This is a genomic window from Pseudomonas sp. UW4 (assembly GCF_000316175.1).
GTDB lineage: Bacteria > Pseudomonadota > Gammaproteobacteria > Pseudomonadales > Pseudomonadaceae > Aquipseudomonas > Aquipseudomonas laurylsulfatiphila.
Genome location: NC_019670.1, coordinates 4045763 through 4067682 on the forward strand (window position 1 = coordinate 4045763; position 21920 = coordinate 4067682).

Below are 21920 nucleotides of genomic sequence, written 5' to 3' on the forward strand. Positions count from 1 at the left end.
GCAGTACTGTCTGCGCGTCAACGAGCTACGATTAGACTGACCTCCATACAGGGAATCGACATGAGCAAGGCAGACGAGCTCGCTGCAAAAATGAAACGGACAGGGCTGACCAGCGCAGATCAGGCGATCGATGGCTGGCCGGGCCAGGTCTACGAACTGTATCAACGGATAGAGCACTGGCTGCTGCCCTTGACCGAAGCGGGCCTGGTCCTGCGGCGCAACGCCACCCATGTGTTCGAAAGTCATCCCGAGGGTGACTCCTACGATTACGCCATCGACCAGTTGGTGATCTCCGGCAACGGGCACAGCATTACCTTTGACCCGGTTGCACGCTTCACCGCCGATGGCGAGGGGCGCGTCGAGATTCACTCCCCGGGCAACGAGTTCGCCCTGTTGCGCACCGTGGACGAACACGGCGAAACACACTGGTGGCTACAAACGATCGAGCAAGCCACAGCACAACAGGATGCGGTGGCGCTGACAGAAAACGATCTGCTTGTAGTGGTGCAACAAGGGCTGGCGCTTTAGGACGGTTGCTAAAGGGCATGGGAAACTGTAGGAGCCAGCCTGCTGGCGATGGACTCAAATGCGCCGCGTTTATCCGGCTCACACGCGTTATCGTTAACGACCATCGCTGGCAAGCCGGCTCCCACAAGGGGCCATGCCCACGCTGAAACTGTAGGAGCCAGCTTGCTGGCGATGGACTCGAATGCGCCGCGTTTATCCAGTTCACACGCGTTATCGTTAATGACCATCGCTGGCAAGCCGGCTCCCACAAGGGGCCATGCCCACGCTGAAACTGTAGGAGCCAGCCTGCTGGCGATGGACTCAAATACGCCGCGTTTATCCAGTTCACACGCGTTATCGTTAACGACCATCGCTGGCAAGCCAGCTCCCACAAAGGACCGTGCCCACGCTGAAACTGTAGGAGCCAGCCTGCTGGCGATGGACTTCAGTGCGCCGCGTTTATCCAGTTCACACGCGTTATCGTTAACGACCATCGCTGGCAAGCCAGCTCCCCCAAGGGGCCATGCCCACGCTGAAACCTGTAGGAGCCAGCCTGCTGGCGATGGACTCGAATGCGCCGCGTTCATCCGGCTCACACGCGTTATCGTTAACGACCATCGCTGGCCGGCTCCTACAGGGGACCGTGCCCACGCTCCAAACCAGTACCCCCCCCCAAAAATGGCGCTCCCGAGGCGTCTTTTCAGTCTTTGGTTACTGTTGGCCCTGCCCCGTCACCACCAGTGGGATCTCTGCCTGACGCAAATCCAGGGGAGGCAATTTCGTTGGCTGACTCAAGCCCTGCAACACCCGGGCATCGTAATCATAAATGTCCGGCTTGAACGTCACTCGCCCGTCATTGCTCAGGTCCACGGTCCAATAGGCCAGCAGCACCGGCACCTTCACCGGCAGCTGGATATTCTCGGTCCTGCCATTGGCCAACTGCTTTTGAATCCCGGCACTGTTCCAGCGCACCGGGTCGTTGAACAACAACTCGACAAGTTGCAGCGGGTTTTCCACGCGGATGCAGCCCGAGCTGGTGGCCCGGACCGTCTTGGCAAACAGCTCGCGGTGCGGCGTGTCATGCAGGTAAATCGCATAGTCGTTGGGGAAGCGGATCACCACCTGCCCCAACGAACTGTCGGGGCCGGCATCCTGACGCAGGCGGATGCCTCGCGGGTTGCTCCAGTCAACGTCCGACGGATCGAGCACATTGCCTTCGCGATCAAGCACGCGAATCCGGTTGGCCGCCAGATAGCCAGGATCGTTCTGGATTTTTGGAATCACGTCCTGCTTGAGGATGGTCGGCGGCACGGTCCAGGTCGGGTTGAATGTGATGTAGGTGATTTCGGCCTGGAACACCGGCGTACTGCGCACCGGCTTGCCGACCTGCACCCGCGAACGCCAGATCGGCAGACCGTCGCGATACATCGCCACCTTGTAGCCGGCGATATCGACAATCACGAACGTGCCCTGAAGTTTGTACAACAGCCAGCGGGCGCGTTCCATGTTGACCCGCACCTGATCGATCCTCGCCTCGACCGGCACGTTCAGCGCCGCCAGCGTCGCCGCCCCCGCCACGCCGTCGGCCCCCAGGTATTGCTCGGTCTGATACTTCTTCACCGCGGCGATGACCTTGTCGTCGTAACCGGCTTTTTTCGCCAGGTGCGGGTCCAGGTACCCGCCCGCCACCAGGCGCGCACGCAATTGTCCGACCGCCACCCCGTCCATGCCGGGCTTGAGCGATTGACCTTCGGTGACTTTCGGCCAGCCGCCCGCATCACGCACCTGGCGCAACCGGGCCAGGCCCTCGCGCAAATTGCGGTAAATCTCTTCCTGAGGAGGCGCATCGGCGAATGCACGTGCCACGTCATGGGCATCGAGGGCGCTGAACAGGTTGTTCATGTCCTCGCGGGCATTACCGCCGGCAGGATCGAAATTCCAGTGAATGTCCAGCCGCGACGGATCGACCTTGCCCCGGCGCAGTTGCAGCAACGCGGTGATGAAGGTGCGGGTAGCCGCCATGTCGAACATCGCCCGCTGTGCCGTCGAAGGCATGGCGGCCATCAGCGATTCATGGGCCCGGGCCAGTTCGGTGATACGAAAATCCGCCGGGGTCAGGCCGTCGACCCGGGTGTCTTCGAGGCTCTTGAGTAACTGGACCACATCACGATCATCCGTCCACGCGGCGCGATAGTTGCGATGCATATAGAAATCCAGCACCACCCGGCTGACGTCCACACGCTGATTGCGCCTTGAAGTGAGCAACGGCGGAAAGGCCGAGCGCAGCGGTTCCAGCGTTGCCTGAATCGCCTGGCCGACCGCATCGTCAGGCGCCGCGGCATCGCTTGTGCTGCTCGCTGCAGATACCGGCTCAATCGGCGAAGTTTGCGCAAAGGCCGCACCGCTGATCAGAAAGCCCATAAAAAACATGCGGCTTATGACGAATGACCTTGTTAATTGCACCATGGATAATCCTTAATCCCCTGATTCAGCGGCGCCAGCTTTGCGCTCGCTGCTAGACTCGAAATTATCATGATGAGACCCGACTATGGCGCTAAACCGCTTTGGCCTTTTATTTGCCATTTTACTGACGTGCCTTTCAGTAACGTCAGCCTACGCCGATTCGCTTGAAAGCGCGCTGGTCAAAGCAGCACCAGGCGCCGACGCCAAAGTGATTGCCCTGGCCGTTCGCGCCACCCAATGCAGCCGTGCCCAAGGCGTCGCCCCAGCCCAAAGACTGGCGGTGATCGATTACTCCCTGCCTTCGACTGAACAACGCCTGTGGGTTTTCGACCTTAAACGGCGCAAGTTGCTGTTTCACGAACTGGTCGCCCATGGCCGCAACAGCGGCGAAAACATGGCCACGCTGTTCTCCAACCGCAACGAAAGCCACGCCACCAGCCTCGGCCTGTTCCGCACCCGGCAAAGCTATCTCGGCCAGAACGGATACTCGCTACGCATGGAAGGCCTGGAGCCCGGTTTCAACGACAACGCCTTTGACCGGGCCATCGTCATTCACGGCGCGCCCTACGTCAGTCCGGTGCTTGCCCGCGCCAATGGCCGCATCGGCCGCAGCCTGGGTTGCCCGGCCGTCAGACCGGCAATTGCCCATCGGCTGATTGATTCGATGAAGGACGGCCAGTTGTTGTTTTCCTACTACCCGGATCAGCGTTGGCTGAAGTCGTCCTCCTACATCAACTGCGGCGACACCGTGGCCTCAAGGGAAAAGTCCACTTCAAGCCAGAAAGCGACGTCCAACCTGTCAAAACTGTAATCTTCGCCTCAGCCTGCTGAAAGGCACCGCCTGCTAGCCTCATCGACAAGTTCAACGGTCTGACGGGCGGAACACACGGCATGCACTCCCACACTTCAAGACGCACCTTCGTCAAAGGGCTGGCCATCGGCGGGCTCTTCGGCGGCCTCGGGTTATGGCGCACGCCGGTCTGGGCGATCAGCAGTCCCGGCGAACCGCAGGTGTTGGCCGGTAATGATTTCGACCTGTTCATCGGCGAATCCCCGGTCAACTTCACCGGTAGCCCGCGCACAGCACAGACCATCAACGGTGGCATTCCCGGCCCCCTGCTGCGCTGGCGTGAAGGCGATACGGTGACGCTGCGGGTGCGCAACAGACTCAAGGACAGCACCTCCATTCACTGGCACGGCATCTTGCTGCCGGCCAACATGGACGGCGTGCCGGGCCTGAGTTTCAAGGGCATCGAGCCGGGCGGCCTGTACGTCTACCAGTTCACCGTGCGGCAGAACGGCACCTACTGGTATCACAGCCATTCGGGGCTTCAGGAACAGTCCGGCGTCTACGGCCCGCTGGTGATCGACGCCAAGGACCCGGAGCCGTTCCAGTACGACCGCGACTACGTGGTGATGCTCAGCGACTGGACCGACGAAGATCCGGTCGACCTGATGAATACGCTGAAAAAACAGTCCGATTACTACAACTTCAACAAGCGCACCGTGGGCGACTTCATCCACGACGTCAGCGAAAAAGGCTGGGGGCCGACCGTCGCCGATCGCAAGATGTGGGCCGAGATGAAGATGAACCCCACTGACCTGGCGGACGTCGGCGGCGCCACTTACACCTACCTGTTGAACGGCCAGGCGCCGGACATGAACTGGACCGGGGTGTTCCGCCCGGGGGAAAAGCTGCGGCTGCGCTTCATCAACGGCTCGGCCATGAGTTACTTCGACGTGCGCATCCCTGGCCTGAAAATGACCGTGGTCGCCGCCGATGGCCTCTACGTCAAACCGGTGAGCGTCGACGAGTTTCGCATTGCCGTGGCGGAAACCTTCGACGTTATCGTCGAACCGACCGAAGCGGCCTATACCCTGTTCGCCCAGGCGATGGATCGCACCGGCTACGCACGCGGCACCCTGGCGGTGAAGGCGGGACTGGTAGCGCCGCTGCCGGCACTGGACCCACGCCCCCTGGTGACCATGGATGACATGGGCATGGGCGGCATGGACCACGGCAGCATGGCGGGCATGGATCACAGCAACATGCCCGGCATGCAGTCCCACCCCGCCTCGGAAACCGACAACCCGCTGGTGGACATGCAAGCCATGTCCACCTCAGCGAAACTCGACGACCCCGGCATGGGCCTGCGCAACAACGGGCGCCGCGTGCTCACCTACTCCGACCTGCGCAGCACCTTCGAAGACCCGGACGGCCGCGAGCCTGGCCGCACCCTTGAACTGCACCTGACCGGGCACATGGAAAAGTTCGCCTGGTCGTTCAACGGCGTGAAGTTCTCTGATGCAGAGCCCCTGCGCCTCAAGTACGGCGAGCGGCTGCGGATCGTGCTGGTCAACGACACGATGATGACGCACCCCATCCACCTGCACGGCATGTGGAGCGACCTCGAAGACGAGAACGGCGAGTTCATGGTGCGCAAGCACACCATCGACATGCCACCGGGCTCCCGGCGCAGCTATCGGGTCACTGCCGATGCGCTCGGCCGCTGGGCCTATCACTGCCATCTCCTGTACCACATGGAAATGGGCATGTTCCGTGAAGTTCGCGTGGAAGAATGAGGCGCACCCCATGATTCGATTCACTCCGGTTTTTTTTGCATTCGTGACTTCGACGGCGATGGCCGCCAGCGACGGCATGCAAGGCATGGATCACAGCCAGATGGACCATGGTCAGATGCAAGGCATGGATCATGGCCAGATGGACCACAGTCAGATGCAAAGCATGGACGAGGGCCAGATGCAGCCCGCCGCCCCCAGCGAAAGCCGTACGCCGATCCCGGTGCTGACCGATGCCGATCGCGCGGCGGTGTATGTCGATCCCGCCGGCCACCATGTGCACGACAACACACTCAATTCGTTTTTCCTCGCCGACAAACTGGAATGGCAGGACGCCGATGACGGCAGCACCCTGGCCTGGGATTTGTCCGGCTGGGTCGGCGGCGACATCGATCGCCTGTGGCTGCGCTCCGAAGGCGAGCGCACCAACGGCGTGACCGAGGACGCTGAAATCCAGGCCCTGTGGGGCCACGCCATTTCCCCGTGGTGGGACGTCGTCAGCGGCGTGCGCCAGGACTTCAAACCCGGCGCCCCGCAAACCTGGGCCGCCTTCGGCGTGCAAGGTATGGCGCTGTACAACTTCGAGGCCCAAGCCACGGCCTTCATCGGCGAAGGCGGCCAGAGCGCCGTGCGGCTGGAAGGCGACTACGACATTCTGCTGACCAACCGGCTGATCCTGCAGCCGACCGTCGAACTCAACGCCTACGGCAAAAACGATCCGCAACGGGGCATCGGCGCGGGGCTGTCCAACACCGAAGCCGGCCTGCGCCTGCGCTACGAAATCCGCCGGGAATTCGCGCCTTACCTCGGCGTGACCTGGAACCGTACCTACGGCAACACCGCCGACTACGCCAACGACGAAGGCGAGGATCGCAGCGAAGCCCGCCTCGTGCTCGGTGTTCGGATGTGGTTCTGAACAGACTCACCCAAAACCAACAACAACCGCTTCGAGCGGTAAAGGACCTTGCATGCGCCTCATCAAACCCACCGCCGTCGTTATCGCGTTACTCAGCGGTCTGCTCATGAGCACCCTTGCTCAAGCGCACCCCAAATTGCTCGCTTCCACCCCAGTGGAAGGCGCAGAAGGTGCACCGCCCGACAAGATCGAACTGCACTTCTCCGAAAACCTTGTCACCCAGTTTTCCGGCGCAAAACTGCTGATGACTGAAATGGCCGGCATGGCCCACGCCCCGATGCCGGTCAAGGCCAAGGTCAGCGGCGGCAGTGATCCGAAAACCATGCTCATTACCCCGACAGCCCCTCTGGTTGCCGGCACCTACAAGGTCGAATGGCGCGCGGTGTCGTCGGATACCCACCCGATCACCGGCAGCGTCACGTTCAAAGTGAAATGATCGATGAGCGACTCGGCCAACGTCGTTCTGCGGTTTGTGTTGTATGTGGATTTGATGCTGTTGTTTGGCGTGGCGCTGTTCGGGCTCTACAGCTTCAAAGGACAGGAACGGCGATCCGGGACGGTGCTGCCCTTTCGCCGATTGCTGACGGGAACTGCCGGGCTCGGTGCGCTGCTGTCCATCGTCGGCATGGTGCTGATGGTCCGCGCCATGAGCGGCGAGTCAGACGTTGCCGAGCTACGCCCTCACCTCGAGATGATGCTGTTCGAGACAGACGTCGGGATGGCCTGGGCCGTGCGGATGATTGCGTTGGCGGTCGCAGGCCTGGCGGTGATGCTCAACCCACGCGCCCCCGGTCTCAGCCTGGTGATCGCCAGCACTGCCGGCGGCATCGCCCTCGCCAGCCTGGCCTGGAGCGGACATGGCGCCATGGACGAAGGCAGCCGTCGTTACTGGCACTTCACCACAGACATCCTGCACCTGCTGGTAGCGGGCGCGTGGCTCGGCGCGTTGCTGGCGTTTGCATTGATGGCGCAACCCCGGATCCTGCAAACCGAAGCACGCATTCGTTTGCTGGCTCACGCCGTCAGGCGATTCGAGCTTGTCGGTGCGCTGATCGTCGTGATCATCACCGTGACGGGCGTGGTGAACTACCTGTTCATCGTCGGGCCGAGACTCGATGAGGTTCTACTCAGCCACTACGGAATTCTGCTGGCGATCAAAGTGCTGCTGTTTGCCGGGATGCTGGCTTTGGCGGCGCTGAACCGCTTTCATCTTGGCCCCTTGCTGCAGCGGTCGTTGCGGGAGGGCCAGTATCGCGTGGCAGCCCATGCGCTTCGGCGCAGTGTGGCAGCGGAAATGGCCGCGGCGGTTTTGATTGTGGGGTTGGTGGCGTGGTTGGGGACGTTGAGCCCGGAAGTGGAATGAGCCATCTTCAGGGGAAAATCTCTGACACTTACGTACTGATTTAAACTTGGGTCAGTGAGGCCAAGGCGATGACCCAGGCGGTGGGATCTTTGCTGGTTGGCACTTTCATCCTCACGCGTACGAATTTTCTCTAAATTAGCCGTACGTCTCGGCGGACTTGCCAATGAGGAACTCTTGATTCAATGTAATGACCAATGTCATTACATGAGAACCTGCCCCATGGCATCTATCAACATCCGTATCGATGACGACCTCAAAGCTCGCGCCTATCTCGAACTGGAAAAGCTCGGCGTCACCCCTTCCGAACTGATGCGCCAAGCCCTGCAATATGTGGCGGAGCGTGGTCAGTTGCCTTTCAAGCCTGTCTTGATGACTGAAGACGATGAGGCTCTATTGGCCACTGTGCGGGAACGGCTTGCATCTCCTCAACGAGTAAGGGTTTCTATAGATGACCTATAGCCTTGAGTTTGATGCCCGTGCATTGAAGGAATGGCAAAAACTTGGCGACACAGTCCGACAGCAGCTCAAAAGGAAGCTGGTGGAGATCCTGAACAATCCACGCATTGAAGCTAACCGCCTGCATGGTTTTCCCGACTGCTACAAGGTCAAACTACGTAGCAGCGGTTACCGCTTGGTCTATCAAATAATTGACCAGGAAATTACCGTGTTTGTGGTAGCCGTGGATAAACGGGAACGTGAGCAGGTTTATCGCAAGGCGGCTGGACGCTTGAAGTAATGGTCGATTGAGTAACGCTTCTGACGCAAGGTTGAAGCCATCTTCGGGGGGCGTTGATTTTTCACACCGGTGAAAGTTTCACTACACTCCCCTTTCAAAACCACTCCAGCACAAAAGCCCGATAACAATGACGAAAATCAATAGAGCAATGATGCTCGGCGGCTTGCTCGCACTCTCCCTTGGCGCCCAGGCAGAACCTTCGCATCTGGACAGCGTCATGCAACGGGGACAACTGCGCGTTTGTACCACCGGCGACTACAAGCCCTACACCCTTAAAGCCGAGGACGGCGCGTATTCCGGCATCGACATCGCCATGGCCCACGCCCTGGCCGACAGCCTGGGCGCCAAGGTCGAGTGGGTGCCCACCACCTGGAAAACCCTGATGCCCGACATGCTCGCCGGCAAGTGCGACATCGCCATGGGCGGCATCTCGGTCACCCTGGAACGGCAGAAAAAAGCCTTCTTCAGCAACATCCTGGACGTCGACGGCAAAATCCCGCTGGTGCGTTGCGAAGACCAGGCGCTGTACCAGACTGTCGAACAGATCAACCGGCCCTCGGTTCGCCTGGTCGAACCCGCCGGCGGCACCAACGAAGCGTTCGTCCACGCCTACCTGCCCCAGGCGCAATTGCAGCTGCGCGATAACCTGAGCATCTTCCAGGAACTGCTGGATAAAAAGGCTGACGTGATGATCACCGATGCGTCGGAGGCGCTGTACCAGCAGAAGCTCAAACCGGGCCTGTGCGCCGTCAACCCGACGCACTACATGCAATACGGCGAAAAAGCCTACCTGCTGCCCCGTGACGACATTACCTGGAAGCTGTACGTCGATCAGTGGCTGCACCTGGCCAAGGCAACGGGCATTTATCAGAAGATTCGACGGCAGTGGCTGGCGGTGCCTGAGGGCAAATAACGGCGTGCCAAGGCGCCTGGTCATGGCTTATTAAATCTCGTTACACACTTGAAACTGCTCTCGCACCGGTAGCAGGCCATCCACAGGCAAGACGCGTTGACAAGGGAAACATCCGACATTTTCGCGCTGATTTAAACAGACCTGATTGCCTGTATTCGGACTCCTGAGCCTCGTCATCCCATTCCTGATAAACTCCCCCACCTCCCAGCCTCACCGATTCCAGACTCCCAATGTCCGCAGCCAACGCTACACCCGCCCCGCTCTCCCGCCGTTTCTCCGTCGCACCCATGATGGATTGGACTGACCGCCACTGCCGCTTCTTCCTGCGCCTGCTGTCGAAAAACGCCCTGCTCTACACCGAAATGGTCACCACCGGTGCCCTGCTCAACGGCGATCACGAGCGATTTCTGCGGCACAACGAGGCCGAGCATCCGCTGGCCCTGCAGCTTGGCGGCAGTGTGCCGCTGGACCTGGCGGCGTGCGCGCGCATGGCGCAGGAGCATGGTTACGACGAGGTGAACCTGAATGTCGGCTGTCCGAGCGATCGGGTGCAGAACAATATGATCGGCGCGTGCCTGATGGGGCATCCGCAGTTGGTGGCCGATTGTGTGAAGGCGATGCGTGATGCGGTGTCGATTCCGGTGACGGTCAAGCACCGTATCGGGATCAATGGCCGGGACAGTTACGAGGAGCTGTGTGATTTCGTCGGCACGGTGCGGGATGCCGGCTGTACCAGTTTTACCGTGCACGCGCGGATTGCGATTCTGGAGGGGTTGTCGCCGAAGGAGAACCGTGACATCCCGCCCCTGCGTTATGACGTTGCGGCGCGGTTGAAGGCGGATTTTCCGGAGCTGGAGATCATTCTCAACGGCGGCATCAAGACGCTGGAGGCCTGCCACGAGCATTTGCAGACGTTCGACGGCGTGATGCTGGGCCGCGAGGCGTATCACAACCCTTATGTGATGGCCGAGGTGGATCAGCAACTATTCGGCAGTACGGCGCCGGTGATCAGCCGCGCCGAGGCGCTGGCGCAGCTGCGGCCCTATATTGCAGCACATATCGATGCCGGTGGTTCGATGCACCACATCACCCGGCATGTGCTGGGCCTGGGCACCGGGTTTCCGGGGGCGCGCAAGTTCCGGCAGCTGTTGTCGGTGGATATTCACAAGGCGAAAGATCCGTTGGCGCTGCTGGATCAGGCGGCGGCGTTGCTCGAAGGGCGTTAACGGTCGGTCTCGTTGAACCTGTGGGGCGTTTGGGCATCGTATTCATCGATACCACGCCCCGCCTTTCAAACAATTGTTTTCAGGTTGTTGCCGCAGGGGCCGTCTATACACGTACACGCCCTTGAGTGGCTGTCAGCGCTCGGGTAATGTCATCAGACCCATAGGACAGAGCACGCTCATGACTTCCAAGCTGGAACAACTCAAACAAATGACCACCGTGGTTGCCGACACCGGCGACTTCGAAGCGATCGCTCGCGTTAAACCGGTGGACGCCACCACCAACCCTTCCCTGCTGCTCAAGGCCGCGGCCATTCCTGCGTATGCCGAGCTGCTGAACGCCAGCGTCAACGACTGCAAGGGCGATGTGGGCCTGGCCAGCGACCGTTTTGGCGTGGCCGTGGGCCAGGAAATCCTGAAAGTGATTCCGGGCCGCATTTCCACCGAAGTGGATGCGCGCCTGTCGTTCGATACCGATGCCATGCTCAAGCGCGCCCATCGCCTGATCGAGCTGTACGACAAGGCCGGCATTGGCCGCGACCGCGTACTGATCAAGATTGCCTCCACCTGGGAAGGCATCCGCGCCGCCGAGATCCTGGAAAAGGAAGGCATCCAGACCAACCTGACCCTGCTGTTCTCCTTCGCCCAGGCCGCCGCCTGTGCCGATGCCGGGGTGTTCCTGATTTCGCCGTTCGTGGGCCGTATCTACGACTGGTACAAGAAAGCCAACGGCAACGATTACACCGGTGCGGATGATCCGGGCGTGCAGTCGGTGACGCGCATCTACAACTACTACAAGGCCAACGACTACAAGACCGTGGTCATGGGGGCGAGCTTCCGCAATTTGGGCCAGATCGAACAACTGGCCGGCTGCGACCGCCTGACCATCAGCCCGGACTTGATCGACAAGCTGGCAGCGGACACCGGCAAGCTGGAACGCAAACTGGCGCCTGGCCATGCCGGTGAAGCGCGCCTGAGCCTCAACGAATCGCAGTTCCGCTGGTTGTCCAACGAAGATGCGATGGCGACCGAGAAGCTGGCCGAAGGTATTCGTCAGTTCGCGCGGGATCAGGAGAAGCTTGAGGCGCTGCTGCAGGCCAAGCTGTGATCTGAGTGGGTGTAATGCAAAAAGGGCGAACCCTCACGGGTTCGCCCTTTTTTGTCAGCGATCTCGCACTCACTGGGATTGTGGGTTGAAACCGAATCGTGCGCTCAGTGCAAAACCAATGTGGGAGCGGGCTTGCTCGCGAAGGCGTCAGTCCGTTCACTGCAATGTCGAATGCGAGGCCGCCTTCGCGAGCAAGTCGGATCGCCGCACCGCCGCTCCCACAGTGGATTGTGGTGAATGGTGAAGCTGTGTTTAGCCAGACCAGACAGCATCACCTCAAGGGATCAGTGCCGCTCCAGCGCATTCACCAGGTCATGGAAGGCTTCACGATTGGTGTCGTTCAGCCCCATGAGGATCTTGTGCGCTTCGAGCACCTTGATCCGCACCACTTCTTCGGACTGATCCTGGTCTGGCAGGTCGTCCAGGCATTCCGGGCAGGGCACCGGCTTGTCGACGATGTTGAAGACCTGCTCGAAGCCCATGGACTGCAACAGCCGCGTGATGTCTTCGTGGGTGGTGACGACAGTCGGCAGCAGGCCGACTTTCTGCCGCGACAGGATCGACAGCTTGGCCAGCAGGCCAAGCGTGGTGCTGTCGATGCTGCGGGTTTCGGTCAGATCGATCACGATCGCGTTGAAATTCAATGCGCTGAAGATCCGCTCAATAGTCGCATCCAACGCCGAACACAGGGTCAGGCGAACTTCACCGACGAACTTCAGGACGAAGGTGCCGTCCTGCTCGGCGAACTGGATTCTACCGGTACTCATCAAAGATTCCTGCTCAACACCAACAGGGCGATATCATCCGGCATCTCCCCTAGCGTGGCCAATCCAAAAACCTGCCGCAGCCCATCCAGGGTGCCGCCCGCAGCCTTGACCCGTTGGGGCAACGCCGCTTCTTTTTCTTTGAGTGTGGGTTCTGGCAAAAGGTCCAGAATGCCATCAGACATCAGCGTCAGGCTGAACGTCGGTGGCAATTCCAGCACGTGGTCTTCATAGGTGGCTTCGTTGAAGAGGCCCACCGGCAGGCCACGCCCTTCCAGATAACGAACACTGTCTGGCGTGTACAACACTGGCAACGGCAAATGACCGCCGATGCTATAGGTCAACAAACCGGTCTCCTCGTCGATGACTCCACCGACCATTGTGACGTGTTTACCCAGCTTACAACTGATCAGGCCCCGGTTGATATGACCAAGAACCTCTGAAGGCTTGAATTCCGGCAAGGTGCCGCTGCGCTTGGACTCGAACAGCAGGCGCGTGGTCATGAACTTCAACAGCACGGTGACGAAGGCTGAAGAGGCGCCATGCCCGGAAACGTCCGCCAGGTAAAACGCTACCCGACGCTCGTCGACGCGAAAGTAATCGACGAAATCACCCGACAGGTACAGCGACGGGATGATCTGGTGAGCAAATTTGAACTCGTCGATGGTCCATGGGCTGACCGGCAGCATGTTCATCTGCACCTGGCGACCGGCGTTCTGGTCTTCCTGGAGCAGGTTCAGGCTGGCTTCGAGCTCGCGGTTGGCCTTCTCCAGCTTCTCGCGGTAGCGCTGGTTTTCCAGCAGCAGGCGCGCGCGATCCAGGGCCCGGCGCACAGAGTGCTCGAGCACCGCCAGATCTTCGAGAGGCTTGATCAGGTAGTCCGCCGCGCCCAGGCGCAGGGCCTCGACCGCGTCGTTCATCACGCCGGCACCCGACACCACGATCACCGGTGTTTGCGGCGACAGCTCGGTGACCTGACGGATGAGTTCGAGTCCGCCCATCTGCGGCATGCGCAGATCGCAGATGACCAAGTCGGGCTTGTCTTGCTCGAATACCTGAAGACCCTGCTGGCCATTGCTGGCCTGCAAGACGCCGAAACCACTGTCTTCCAAATAGGCGGCGAGGCTCGCGCGCACTACTTCGTCATCATCGATTATCAGCAGCGTGGCACTGGTTTTTGGCATGTGGGCAAACGGCGCCAGAATTAGGTTGGCGTAGCAGGCGGGGAATTTGACCCGGCACTCACTACTGGATTCGCTTTCTAGCCTCTCTGTCGCACCGCTTTCGGGCATTTGCCCTACACACGTGTACACCAGAGGTGCCCTTCTAAGGCGCAGACGGTACTCCCATCCGCGGGGCGTTTCAAGCTCACGCCGATGGTCGCTTGACGTCTTTGTTTGTCAAATCACCGAGAGTTATAAGAACAGTCAAATCCGTAACCCAATGGAAGGTTCGAACCCGCGAGTCAAACCGGTCGGGACTACAGTGAAAAGCCCGATTTACCTGCATGCGGGTCTTCGCAAACAAAAAAGGCGACCTTGATTGATGGCCGCCTTTTTTCAGTTTACCGGTCGAGATCAGAAATCGTCTTCGACCTGACCGTCTTTCACCTTGAATTCCCGGTTCTGCAGGTACGCATTACGGATGAAGGTGTACTTGTCGCCAGTGATCAGCTTCTCGCTCGACAGCAGGTTGGCACGCGTATCGATGATGTCCAGGGCGCGGAACGAGTTACGCACAGGAACGTCGTTCACGTAGCGATAGGCGCCCGTGTAGCTGTCGACGTACTTGGACGGTGCATCGCGCAAGGTGCTTGGGCCCAGCAGTGGCAGCATCACGTAAGGGCCGCTGCCGACACCCCAGTAACCCAGCGTCTGGCCGAAATCTTCGTCATTGCGCTGCAGGCCCATTTTGGTGCCGACATCAATCACGCCCAGCAAGCCGAAGGTGGTGTTGAAAATGATGCGTGCGGTATCAACGCCGGCGGCGCGAGGCTTGGCCTGCAGGATATCGTTGGCGAGGTTGCGCACGTCGCCGATGTTCCGGAAGAAGTTGTGAACACCATCTTCGACAAACTGCGGCGTTATGTACTGGTAGCCCTGGGCCAAGGGCTTCAGCGCATAGGTGTCGATCACGTCGTTGAACTTGTAGATCGGGCGGTTGACGCTTTCCCAAGGATCATCTTCCGAGGCTGCCTGGGCAACGAACGGAACCAGCATCACACTGGCGCATACACAAATCCTGGCTAGATGATTGCTCCAGCGCATAGAAAAAACTCCTTGGTTTGTACCGGCTCGGGCCCCTGGCCCGGGCAATAAGTTGGCAAGTATAAGACGTAAACGCCGTTTAAGGCACTTCGCACTCATCCCGCCGGAGGAATCGTGCCAACTGTGAGCGTTTCACATCCATGTCACTCAACTGTCACCGTCGCCCGCTAGCCTTCAGGCTATTTCAGGGACGTCCATATGCCGCTCGCCGAAGCCTTGCCCCAAACCGCACCCCGCCTGACCGCCGTACTGTTCGGCCTCAGTGGCTGCCTTGTGGATTTCGGCGCGCACACCCATCGCCACGGCAGCCACTCGGCCGAGCACGCAGAGTCCACACCCGGCGCACTGGACAGCCTGCTCAGCTTGCAGCGCCAGCAAATTCCCTGTGCCTGGCTTGATGAACTGCCCCCGGACCTCAGCCAGGCCCTGGCCGCTGCGCTACCGGAATGGATCAAACCATCGCAACATCCAGCAACAATTAGCCCATGGCCTGCACCGGATGCCTGCTGGCAAGCCTTGATGAGCCTGAACGTTGACCGACTCGACGGCTGTGTACTGGTGAGCGGTGAACCGCGCCTGTTGCAAGCGGGCCTTAATGCCGGGCTGTGGACCATCGGCCTGGCGTCCTGCGGCTCGCTGTGCGGGTTGGCGCCCCGGCAATGGCAAGCGTTGACCCAGCAGGAGCGCGACATCAAACGCGGCAAGGCCACGATGCAACTGTTCGGCCTGGGCGTGCATTCGGTGATCGATCACCTCGGTGAACTCGACACCTGCCTGGCAGACATCCAGTTGCGCCGGTTCAAAGGCGAAAAGCCCTGATCGAGATCATGCAGGTTAGGCGGGAGTGGATTAATCTAAAGGTCAGCCATAGACCTTTGGCGGACCGCTGCGGTCTATGCCAGTGCCAATCGAGAGAAGGAAGAACGCCATGCCTGCCCGCGAACTGCAAGAACAGCTCAATGCCCTGCGCGAGCAATTGGAACAGAATCCTCCATTGTCTGAAGCAGAGCGCAAAGATCTGCACGCGCTGATGCAACAGATCGAGCTTGAGCTTGAACTCGAAACCAAGACCCAGGATTCCAGTATCGCCGACAACGTCAACCTCGCCGTCGAACGCTTCGAACTCGAACACCCTACCCTTGCCGGCACCCTGCGCAACATCGGGCAGGCCTTGGCCAACATGGGGATCTGAACCCTCCTGATGCAAAAACCCCGCTAGCGATGGCGGGTTTTTTTGGTTTCTGCGCCTGGCAATACAGCCCATTGTGGGAGCGAGCCTGCTCGCGAATGCGGTGTGTCAGTCATCATTGATGTTGAATGTCATAACGCTTTCGCGAGCAGGCTCGCTCCTACAGGGTTTCGTTACTGGCGGACCAGGCGATGGTTCGGCAACTGCACCTCTTCAGTGCTGCGATACGGGTTGATATCCAGCCCGCCACGACGCACATAACGCGCGTACACCGTCAGTTTCTCCGGTTTCAACAACCGCTGCAGATCGAGGAAGATCCGCTCCACGCACTGCTCATGGAAGTCCGAATGCTGACGGAAGCTGACGATGTACTCGAGCAGACTCGCGTGATCCAGCGCCGCGCCACGGTACTCCACCGCCACGCTGCCCCAGTCCGGCTGGCTGGTGACCGGGCAGTTGGACTTGAGCAAATGGCTGTGCACGCTCTCCTCGACGATGCGCGAATCATCGCAACGCAGCAGTTCCGGCCGTGGATGCTCGTAGCTGCTGACGCTGATATCCAGTTCGTCGATGCACACGCCCGGCAGGGCCACGACGCCTTCGCGCTCGACATCCTTGAGACTGCGAATGCGCACCCCCACCGGCTTGCCGGCAGCTGCCGACAAGTCCTTGGCCAGCGTCGCCTCAAGGCTCGCGGTGTCGGTAAACGGCGTCTGGTTCAGGGAGTTGAGGTAGAGCTTGAACGATTTCGACTCGATGATATTCGGCGAATCCGCCGGAATGCTGAATTCGCCGATCGCCACCACCGGCTTGCCCGAAGGCAGCAGCCAGGACAGTTCGAAGCAGTTCCAGAAGTCCACGCCTTTATACGGCAGGGTTTCAGCCGTCAGGCCCAGCTCCGCCCACTTCGCGGTGCGCGGGATCGGGAACAGCAAGGACGGCGTGTAGGTGGCGATGTATTCGCTGGACTTGCCCAGCGGCGAGTGTTCGGCTGCGGGATGCATGGCGGAAACCTGACTGAAGAATCAGCGGATTCTATCAGCCTTTGCTCCCGCCTTTGAGTGCTTACTGACTGACAGTCAGTTTGCCGACCATGCCGGCCTGATAATGACCGGGGATGTTGCAGGCAAACTCAAGGCCGGTGGCCTTGCTGAAGGTCCAGGTCAGCTCGGCGGTCTTGCCCGGCTCCACCAGCACGCTGTTGGGGTCGTCATGTTTCATGCCGTGATCCATTTTGCCGTGATCCATGCCGGCCATCTTCCCGTGGTCCATGGCCTTCATGCCGCTCTGTTGCATCTGCAACATTTCCTGCTGGTGCCTGGCGTGCATCGCCGCGTCGCCCAGGTTGAACTCATGCAGCAACCGGCCTTTATTGACCAGCACGAAGCGCACGGTTTCCCCGGCCTTGATATCGATGGCCTTCGGCGCGAAGGACATGTCCCCCATGACCACTTCGACACTGCGGGTCGCCTTGGCCGCCGGGGCCGACTGGCCGAAATCGTAGGCATGCCCGCCGTCCGCCCACACTGGTGAGCTCAGCGCCAGCAAACACAGGATTTGCGCCAGGGATTTGCGTAAAAACATCGTCATACTCCAACAAGATAAGGCTCAGCATGAGGAAAACTCTAAACTGCTGCCACTGCCCGTAACCTGACAGCCAGATTACAACTTTGTCAGGTTGACCTGTATGAACGCTGCCCACGGTATAAAGCGTTCGTTCCACTTGCCATGAGTCGCCCATGAAACTGCTGATTGTCGAAGACCAACCGAAGACCGGCCACTACCTGCGTCAGGGTCTGGCCGAGGCCGGGTTCAACACGGAACTGGTGGCCGACGGCAGCACCGGCCAGCAACTGGCTCTCAGCGGCGAGTATGCCCTGCTGATTCTCGATGTGATGCTGCCCGGCCGCGATGGCTGGCAGATTCTGCAAGCGGTACGCGGCGCCGGCCTGGACACGCCGGTACTTTTTCTGACAGCGCGCGACGCCGTGGAAGACAGGGTCCACGGCCTCGAACTGGGCGCCGATGACTATCTGGTCAAGCCGTTTGCGTTCTCCGAACTGCTGGCCCGGGTCCGCAGCCTGTTGCGTCGTGGTAGCGCCACGCCTCAGGAGACCAGCCTGCAACTGGCCGATTTGCGCCTGGACCTGATCCGACGCCGGGTCGAACGCAGCGGCCAGCGGATCGACCTGACCGCCAAGGAGTTCGCCCTGCTGGAAATGCTCCTGCGCCGTCAGGGCGAAGTCCTGCCCAAGTCGCTGATTGCGTCCCAGGTCTGGGACATGAATTTCGACAGCGACACCAATGTCATCGAGGTGGCGATCCGCCGACTGCGCCTGAAGATCGACGATGAATTCCCCAACAAGCTGATCCACACCGTGCGCGGCATGGGTTACGTGCTTGAAGAGCGCCCTGCCTGATGCGCCGTCTCTCCTTGAGCAGCCGCCTGGCGCTGTTGTTTGCCGCCTGCACCGCCGTGGTATCGCTGTTCGCCGGGGTGCTGTTCAGCCGCGCCAGTGAGGCGCACTTTGTTGAGCTCGACCAGCAATTGCTGGGCGCCAAGCTGACGGGCCTGCGTCGGGCCCTGCACGACTTTCAATCGAGTGACAGCGAAGTGAAGCTGACGGAGGAACTGAGCCGACAGGCTGATCTGTCACTGCGCATCACCGGCAGCGACGGTCAGCGCTGGTATGACAGCTCGACAAACCTTCCGCTGCTATTGCCGCGCCAGCTCGGATTGTCGACGGTGAGCCATGAAGGCATGGATTACCGCGTGCTGAATGCGCCGCTTGATGTGAACAAACCCGATTCACCGCAACTGACCCTGATGCTGGACATCACCCACCACCAGCACTTTCTGCAACGCATGCAGCATCTGATCTGGCTGACCGTCGGCCTGTCAGCCCTGGCCACCGCACTGCTGGGGGCATGGGCGGCGCGCAGCGGCTTGCGCCCGTTGCGGCGCATCAGTGCGGTCGCCAGCGGTGTTTCCGCGCAATCGCTGAACATGCGCTTGCCTGAAGAAAACATGCCACCGGAACTGGCGGAAATGGCCCACAACTTCAATGCCATGCTCGGACGCCTCGACGACTCTTTTCAGCGCCTGTCCGCGTTCTCTGCCGATATTGCCCATGAACTGCGCACCCCATTGTCGAACCTGCTGACCCACACCCAGGTCACCCTCACCCGCCCCCGCCCCATCGAGGACTACCGCGAAGCCCTGCACAGCAACCTCGAAGAACTGCAGTGGATGGCGCAATTGGTCAACGACATGCTGTATCTGGCCAAGGCTGATCATGGATTGTTGATCCCTAAACGCGAGCCATTGGAGCTGGGACAGGAAGCGGATCTGTTACTGGAGTTTTTTGCGCCGCTGGCGGAAGACGCGCAGGTGACGCTCGCACGGGAAGGCCATGGGTGCCTGGAAGGCGACCGCAGTATGTTGAGGCGAGCATTGTCCAACTTACTGGATAACGCGCTACGTTTTACCCCCGTCGATGGCGAGGTTCGGGTAAACATTGTCGAGCAAGCGAATGACCTGAGATTGAGCGTCGAAAACACAGGGAGCGCAATAGACGCACAGTTACTGCCGCGGCTATTTGACCGCTTCTACCGTGCAGATCCAGCGCGCCGCGAAGGCAGCAGTGAACATGCGGGATTGGGCCTGGCGATCACCCAGTCGATCATCCGCGCCCACGGCGGGCAGATTCGTTGCGAATCGGAGAATGGGTGGACCAGGTTTGTGATTGATTTACCAAAAGGAGACTGAGGCCAGTTGTTCCGGCCTCATCGCGAGCAAGCTCGCTCCCACAGTGTTTTGTGGCGTTCACATAATCTGTGTACGACGCAGATCCCTGTGGGAGCGAGCTTGCTCGCGATGGCGGTGTTACTGGTTACGAATACCGCAACGCATGAGCCGGCTCGATCTTCGCCGCCCGCCATGCCGGGTAAACCGTGGCCAGGAAGCTCAAGACAAAGCCCGCCGTGCAGATCAGCGCTACATCCCCACCTTGCAGCTCGGACGGCAGGTTGCTGACGAAATACACGTCCGAACTGAAGATGTGCTGCCCGCTGACCCGCTCGATCCAGCCCACGATCTGGCTGACGTTCAGCGCGGCAATCACGCCCAACACACCGCCAATCAGGGTGCCGACAATACCGATCACCGTGCCCTGCACCATGAAGATCGCCATGATCTGTCGCGGCGTGGCACCGATGGTGCGCAGGATCGCGATGTCTGCGCCCTTGTCGTTCACAACCATGATCAGGGTCGCGATGATGTTGAACGCCGCCACCGCGACGATCATCAGCAACAGCAGGCCGATCATGGTTTTTTCCATCTTCATCGCACTGAACAGGCTGCCCTGGGTGTGGGTCCAGTCGTCAGCCTTGTAGGCGGCACCGAGCCCCGTGGCGATGTCGCTCGACACTTGCGGTGCGGCGTACAGGTCCTTCACCGCCAGGCGCACGCTCTGCACCTGATCCGGCTCCCAATGCTGCATCTGCGCGGCATCGGCCATGTGGATCAGGGCCATGGTGCCATCGAGCTCGGCACCGACCTTGAACACGCCGACCACATTCAGCCGCTGCATGCGCGGGGTAATGCCGCCCGGCGCATTGCTGACCTCCGGCACGATGAGGGTAATCTTGTCGCCGACGTTCAAGCGGAAGCGCCGCGCCGTGATCTCGCCGATCACCACGCCGAATTCGCCCGGTTTCAGGGCCTCGAGACTGCCCTGGACGATGTGCTTGGCGACGATCGACACCTGGCCTTCCAGCGCCGGGTCGACACCGCTGACCTGGATGGGCTGCATCGTGCCCTTGTAGGACAGCATGCCTTCCATCTCGGTGAACGGCACCGCCGCCGTCACTTCCGGGTTTTTCATCGCGGCCGCTGCCACGGGCTTCCAGTCATCAATCGGGTTGACGCCGACGATGGTGGCATGAGGCACCATGCCGAGGATGCGCGAGCTCATTTCGCGCTGGAAGCCGTTCATCACCGACAACACCACGATCATCGCGAGCACGCCCAGGGCGAGGCCGATCATCGAGGTCATCGAGATGAAGGAAACAAAGCGATTACGACGCTTGGCGCGGGTATAGCGCGTGCCGATAAAGATCGATAACGGTCTGAACATTCGCTGGGGCACCGTATAAAAATAAAAGACCCGACGCCTTTCCAGGCATCGGGTTGCAGCCAATCAGATGGGTGTGAGGCAACCTTCCTGCAGGTGCAGGACTCGGTCCATCTGGCGGGCCAGGTTCATGTCGTGGGTCACCACCAGGAACGCCGTGCGCATCGAGGTGCTGAGTTCCAGCATCAAGTCCTGAATGCCCTGGGCGGTGTGGGCGTCGAGGTTGCCGGTCGGCTCGTCGAGCATCACCAGGCCCGGTGTGTTGACCAGGGCGCGGGCGATAGCCACGCGCTGACGCTCACCACCGGACAATTCAGCCGGTTTGTGTTCCAGCCGGTGGCCCAGCCCTACCCGCTCCAGCAGCGCCGTGGCACGCTGGCGCGCTTCGGGGATCGCGGTCTTGCCGATCAGCAGCGGCATGCAGACGTTTTCCAGCGCCGTGAATTCCGGCAGCAGGTGGTGGAACTGGTACACGAAGCCCAGGGCCCGGTTACGCAGCAGGCCGCGTTTCTTCTCGCTCAGCGCCGACAGTTCTTCGCCATCGAGCCAGACGCTGCCCTTGGTCGGCGTATCGAGGCCGCCCAACAGGTTGAGCAAGGTGCTTTTGCCCGAGCCCGACTTGCCGACAATCGCCACACGCTCGCCCGGATGCATTTCCAGTTGCAGCCCGGCCAGGACCTCTACCGACTCCGGACCTTCCTCGTAGGATTTGCCCAGGTTGCGGCAGCTCAAAATTGCTTTATCACTCATGCCCGA

General features: G+C 60.3%; 23 protein-coding genes. 15 read left to right on the forward strand and 8 right to left on the reverse strand.

All coding sequences use genetic code 11. The features are described 5' to 3' along the window. The first annotated feature begins 60 nt into the window (after positions 1-60). On the forward strand, positions 61-528 hold the full coding sequence (locus tag PPUTUW4_RS17700) for a hypothetical protein (RefSeq protein WP_015095921.1): 468 nt from the start codon (positions 61-63) through the stop codon (positions 526-528). 690 nt (positions 529-1218) lie between these two features. On the opposite strand, the gene PPUTUW4_RS17710 is transcribed toward PPUTUW4_RS17700, so the two are convergent. Then, positions 1219-2973: a L,D-transpeptidase family protein gene (locus PPUTUW4_RS17710; protein WP_015095923.1), complete on the reverse strand. Its 1755-nt coding sequence runs from the start codon at positions 2971-2973 to the stop codon at positions 1219-1221. Positions 2974-3055: 82 nt separating this feature from the next. On the opposite strand from PPUTUW4_RS17710, the gene PPUTUW4_RS17715 reads away from it, so the two are divergent. The 10 genes from PPUTUW4_RS17715 (at position 3056) to tal (ending at position 11809) form a co-directional block, all read left to right on the forward strand. Further along, positions 3056-3781 carry a murein L,D-transpeptidase catalytic domain-containing protein gene (locus PPUTUW4_RS17715; RefSeq protein WP_015095924.1) on the forward strand — a complete coding sequence of 242 codons (726 nt, stop codon included), beginning with the start codon at positions 3056-3058 and terminating at the stop codon, positions 3779-3781. A gap of 80 nt (positions 3782-3861) precedes the next feature. Beyond that, complete coding sequence (locus PPUTUW4_RS17720; protein WP_015095925.1) at positions 3862-5553, forward strand: copper resistance system multicopper oxidase; 1692 nt, start codon at positions 3862-3864, stop codon at positions 5551-5553. A gap of 10 nt (positions 5554-5563) precedes the next feature. Then, entirely contained in the window at positions 5564-6466 is a 903-nt protein-coding gene (locus PPUTUW4_RS17725; RefSeq protein ID WP_015095926.1) for a copper resistance protein B, read from the forward strand. A 52-nt stretch (positions 6467-6518) separates the two neighbouring features. After that, a complete protein-coding gene (copC, locus tag PPUTUW4_RS17730; protein ID WP_015095927.1) occupies positions 6519-6902 on the forward strand; it encodes a copper homeostasis periplasmic binding protein CopC in 384 nt (127 codons plus the stop codon). Between the two features lie 3 nt (positions 6903-6905). Continuing rightward, complete coding sequence (gene copD, locus PPUTUW4_RS17735) at positions 6906-7829, forward strand: copper homeostasis membrane protein CopD (protein WP_015095928.1); 924 nt, start codon at positions 6906-6908, stop codon at positions 7827-7829. Between the two features lie 219 nt (positions 7830-8048). Continuing rightward, complete coding sequence (locus tag PPUTUW4_RS17740) at positions 8049-8288, forward strand: type II toxin-antitoxin system RelB/DinJ family antitoxin (RefSeq protein ID WP_015095929.1); 240 nt, start codon at positions 8049-8051, stop codon at positions 8286-8288. Then, positions 8278-8565, forward strand: coding sequence for a type II toxin-antitoxin system RelE/ParE family toxin (locus PPUTUW4_RS17745; RefSeq protein WP_015095930.1), 288 nt, complete (start codon positions 8278-8280; stop codon positions 8563-8565). The genes PPUTUW4_RS17740 and PPUTUW4_RS17745 overlap by 11 nt, the downstream gene beginning before the upstream one ends. Positions 8566-8716: 151 nt before the next feature. Next, on the forward strand, positions 8717-9478 hold the full coding sequence (locus tag PPUTUW4_RS17750; protein WP_086780454.1) for a transporter substrate-binding domain-containing protein: 762 nt from the start codon (positions 8717-8719) through the stop codon (positions 9476-9478). Between the two features lie 230 nt (positions 9479-9708). Continuing rightward, positions 9709-10704, forward strand: coding sequence for a tRNA dihydrouridine(20/20a) synthase DusA (gene dusA / locus PPUTUW4_RS17755; RefSeq protein WP_015095932.1), 996 nt, complete (start codon positions 9709-9711; stop codon positions 10702-10704). A gap of 178 nt (positions 10705-10882) precedes the next feature. Beyond that, the gene (tal, locus tag PPUTUW4_RS17760) at positions 10883-11809 is read left to right on the forward strand and encodes a transaldolase (protein ID WP_007978614.1); all 927 of its coding nucleotides are present in this window, start codon (positions 10883-10885) and stop codon (positions 11807-11809) included. A gap of 284 nt (positions 11810-12093) precedes the next feature. Here the strand turns inward: tal and rssC are convergent, their stop codons facing one another. From rssC to PPUTUW4_RS17775, 3 genes are all read right to left on the reverse strand, one after another. Further along, positions 12094-12576: an anti-sigma factor antagonist RssC gene (gene rssC, locus PPUTUW4_RS17765; protein ID WP_007978612.1), complete on the reverse strand. Its 483-nt coding sequence runs from the start codon at positions 12574-12576 to the stop codon at positions 12094-12096. Next, positions 12576-13757 carry a two-component system response regulator RssB gene (rssB, locus tag PPUTUW4_RS17770; protein ID WP_015095933.1) on the reverse strand — a complete coding sequence of 394 codons (1182 nt, stop codon included), beginning with the start codon at positions 13755-13757 and terminating at the stop codon, positions 12576-12578. The genes rssC and rssB overlap by 1 nt, the downstream gene beginning before the upstream one ends. 393 nt (positions 13758-14150) lie before the next feature. Then, positions 14151-14840, reverse strand: a complete 690-nt coding sequence (locus tag PPUTUW4_RS17775) for a VacJ family lipoprotein (protein WP_015095934.1) — start codon at positions 14838-14840, stop codon at positions 14151-14153. A 198-nt stretch (positions 14841-15038) separates the two neighbouring features. Between PPUTUW4_RS17775 and PPUTUW4_RS17780 the strand changes: the two genes are divergently transcribed. Continuing rightward, positions 15039-15659: a hypothetical protein gene (locus PPUTUW4_RS17780; protein WP_015095935.1), complete on the forward strand. Its 621-nt coding sequence runs from the start codon at positions 15039-15041 to the stop codon at positions 15657-15659. A 109-nt stretch (positions 15660-15768) separates the two neighbouring features. Beyond that, complete coding sequence (locus tag PPUTUW4_RS17785) at positions 15769-16032, forward strand: DUF4404 family protein (protein ID WP_015095936.1); 264 nt, start codon at positions 15769-15771, stop codon at positions 16030-16032. Between the two features lie 170 nt (positions 16033-16202). On the opposite strand, the gene queF is transcribed toward PPUTUW4_RS17785, so the two are convergent. Beyond that, entirely contained in the window at positions 16203-17033 is an 831-nt protein-coding gene (queF, locus tag PPUTUW4_RS17790; RefSeq protein ID WP_015095937.1) for an NADPH-dependent 7-cyano-7-deazaguanine reductase QueF, read from the reverse strand. A 61-nt stretch (positions 17034-17094) separates the two neighbouring features. Beyond that, positions 17095-17613 (reverse strand): cupredoxin family protein, encoded by a 519-nt coding sequence (locus PPUTUW4_RS17795; RefSeq protein ID WP_015095938.1) that lies wholly within the window; start codon positions 17611-17613, stop codon positions 17095-17097. 155 nt (positions 17614-17768) lie between these two features. Between PPUTUW4_RS17795 and PPUTUW4_RS17800 the strand changes: the two genes are divergently transcribed. Both PPUTUW4_RS17800 and PPUTUW4_RS17805 read left to right on the forward strand, forming a co-directional pair. After that, on the forward strand, positions 17769-18449 hold the full coding sequence (locus tag PPUTUW4_RS17800; RefSeq protein WP_015095939.1) for a heavy metal response regulator transcription factor: 681 nt from the start codon (positions 17769-17771) through the stop codon (positions 18447-18449). Continuing rightward, entirely contained in the window at positions 18449-19798 is a 1350-nt protein-coding gene (locus PPUTUW4_RS17805) for a heavy metal sensor histidine kinase (protein ID WP_015095940.1), read from the forward strand. The genes PPUTUW4_RS17800 and PPUTUW4_RS17805 overlap by 1 nt, the downstream gene beginning before the upstream one ends. Before the next feature lie 124 nt (positions 19799-19922). Here the strand turns inward: PPUTUW4_RS17805 and PPUTUW4_RS17810 are convergent, their stop codons facing one another. Next, on the reverse strand, positions 19923-21167 hold the full coding sequence (locus PPUTUW4_RS17810) for a lipoprotein-releasing ABC transporter permease subunit (RefSeq protein ID WP_015095941.1): 1245 nt from the start codon (positions 21165-21167) through the stop codon (positions 19923-19925). 63 nt (positions 21168-21230) lie between these two features. Then, complete coding sequence (gene lolD / locus PPUTUW4_RS17815; protein WP_177323586.1) at positions 21231-21914, reverse strand: lipoprotein-releasing ABC transporter ATP-binding protein LolD; 684 nt, start codon at positions 21912-21914, stop codon at positions 21231-21233. Positions 21915-21920 lie beyond the last annotated feature (6 nt).

What these genes read in the sequence shown, in the direction of transcription:
- PPUTUW4_RS17750 (WP_086780454.1), top strand. Translation starts at nt 8,717, where the DNA reads ATGCTCGGCGGCTTGCTCGCACTCTCCCTTGGCGCCCAGGCAGAACCT.
- PPUTUW4_RS17745 (WP_015095930.1), top strand. Translation starts at nt 8,278, where the DNA reads ATGACCTATAGCCTTGAGTTTGATGCCCGTGCATTGAAGGAATGGCAA.
- PPUTUW4_RS17810 (WP_015095941.1), bottom strand. Translation starts at nt 21,167, where the DNA reads ATGTTCAGACCGTTATCGATCTTTATCGGCACGCGCTATACCCGCGCC.
- PPUTUW4_RS17795 (WP_015095938.1), bottom strand. Translation starts at nt 17,613, where the DNA reads ATGTTTTTACGCAAATCCCTGGCGCAAATCCTGTGTTTGCTGGCGCTG.
- copC (WP_015095927.1), top strand. Translation starts at nt 6,519, where the DNA reads ATGCGCCTCATCAAACCCACCGCCGTCGTTATCGCGTTACTCAGCGGT.
- queF (WP_015095937.1), bottom strand. Translation starts at nt 17,033, where the DNA reads ATGCATCCCGCAGCCGAACACTCGCCGCTGGGCAAGTCCAGCGAATAC.
- PPUTUW4_RS17710 (WP_015095923.1), bottom strand. Translation starts at nt 2,973, where the DNA reads ATGGTGCAATTAACAAGGTCATTCGTCATAAGCCGCATGTTTTTTATG.
- rssC (WP_007978612.1), bottom strand. Translation starts at nt 12,576, where the DNA reads ATGAGTACCGGTAGAATCCAGTTCGCCGAGCAGGACGGCACCTTCGTC.
- PPUTUW4_RS17740 (WP_015095929.1), top strand. Translation starts at nt 8,049, where the DNA reads ATGGCATCTATCAACATCCGTATCGATGACGACCTCAAAGCTCGCGCC.
- PPUTUW4_RS17700 (WP_015095921.1), top strand. Translation starts at nt 61, where the DNA reads ATGAGCAAGGCAGACGAGCTCGCTGCAAAAATGAAACGGACAGGGCTG.
- PPUTUW4_RS17780 (WP_015095935.1), top strand. Translation starts at nt 15,039, where the DNA reads ATGCCGCTCGCCGAAGCCTTGCCCCAAACCGCACCCCGCCTGACCGCC.
- tal (WP_007978614.1), top strand. Translation starts at nt 10,883, where the DNA reads ATGACTTCCAAGCTGGAACAACTCAAACAAATGACCACCGTGGTTGCC.
- PPUTUW4_RS17805 (WP_015095940.1), top strand. Translation starts at nt 18,449, where the DNA reads ATGCGCCGTCTCTCCTTGAGCAGCCGCCTGGCGCTGTTGTTTGCCGCC.
- PPUTUW4_RS17800 (WP_015095939.1), top strand. Translation starts at nt 17,769, where the DNA reads ATGAAACTGCTGATTGTCGAAGACCAACCGAAGACCGGCCACTACCTG.
- rssB (WP_015095933.1), bottom strand. Translation starts at nt 13,757, where the DNA reads ATGCCAAAAACCAGTGCCACGCTGCTGATAATCGATGATGACGAAGTA.
- PPUTUW4_RS17715 (WP_015095924.1), top strand. Translation starts at nt 3,056, where the DNA reads ATGGCGCTAAACCGCTTTGGCCTTTTATTTGCCATTTTACTGACGTGC.
- dusA (WP_015095932.1), top strand. Translation starts at nt 9,709, where the DNA reads ATGTCCGCAGCCAACGCTACACCCGCCCCGCTCTCCCGCCGTTTCTCC.
- PPUTUW4_RS17725 (WP_015095926.1), top strand. Translation starts at nt 5,564, where the DNA reads ATGATTCGATTCACTCCGGTTTTTTTTGCATTCGTGACTTCGACGGCG.
- PPUTUW4_RS17720 (WP_015095925.1), top strand. Translation starts at nt 3,862, where the DNA reads ATGCACTCCCACACTTCAAGACGCACCTTCGTCAAAGGGCTGGCCATC.
- PPUTUW4_RS17775 (WP_015095934.1), bottom strand. Translation starts at nt 14,840, where the DNA reads ATGCGCTGGAGCAATCATCTAGCCAGGATTTGTGTATGCGCCAGTGTG.
- PPUTUW4_RS17785 (WP_015095936.1), top strand. Translation starts at nt 15,769, where the DNA reads ATGCCTGCCCGCGAACTGCAAGAACAGCTCAATGCCCTGCGCGAGCAA.
- lolD (WP_177323586.1), bottom strand. Translation starts at nt 21,914, where the DNA reads ATGAGTGATAAAGCAATTTTGAGCTGCCGCAACCTGGGCAAATCCTAC.
- copD (WP_015095928.1), top strand. Translation starts at nt 6,906, where the DNA reads ATGAGCGACTCGGCCAACGTCGTTCTGCGGTTTGTGTTGTATGTGGAT.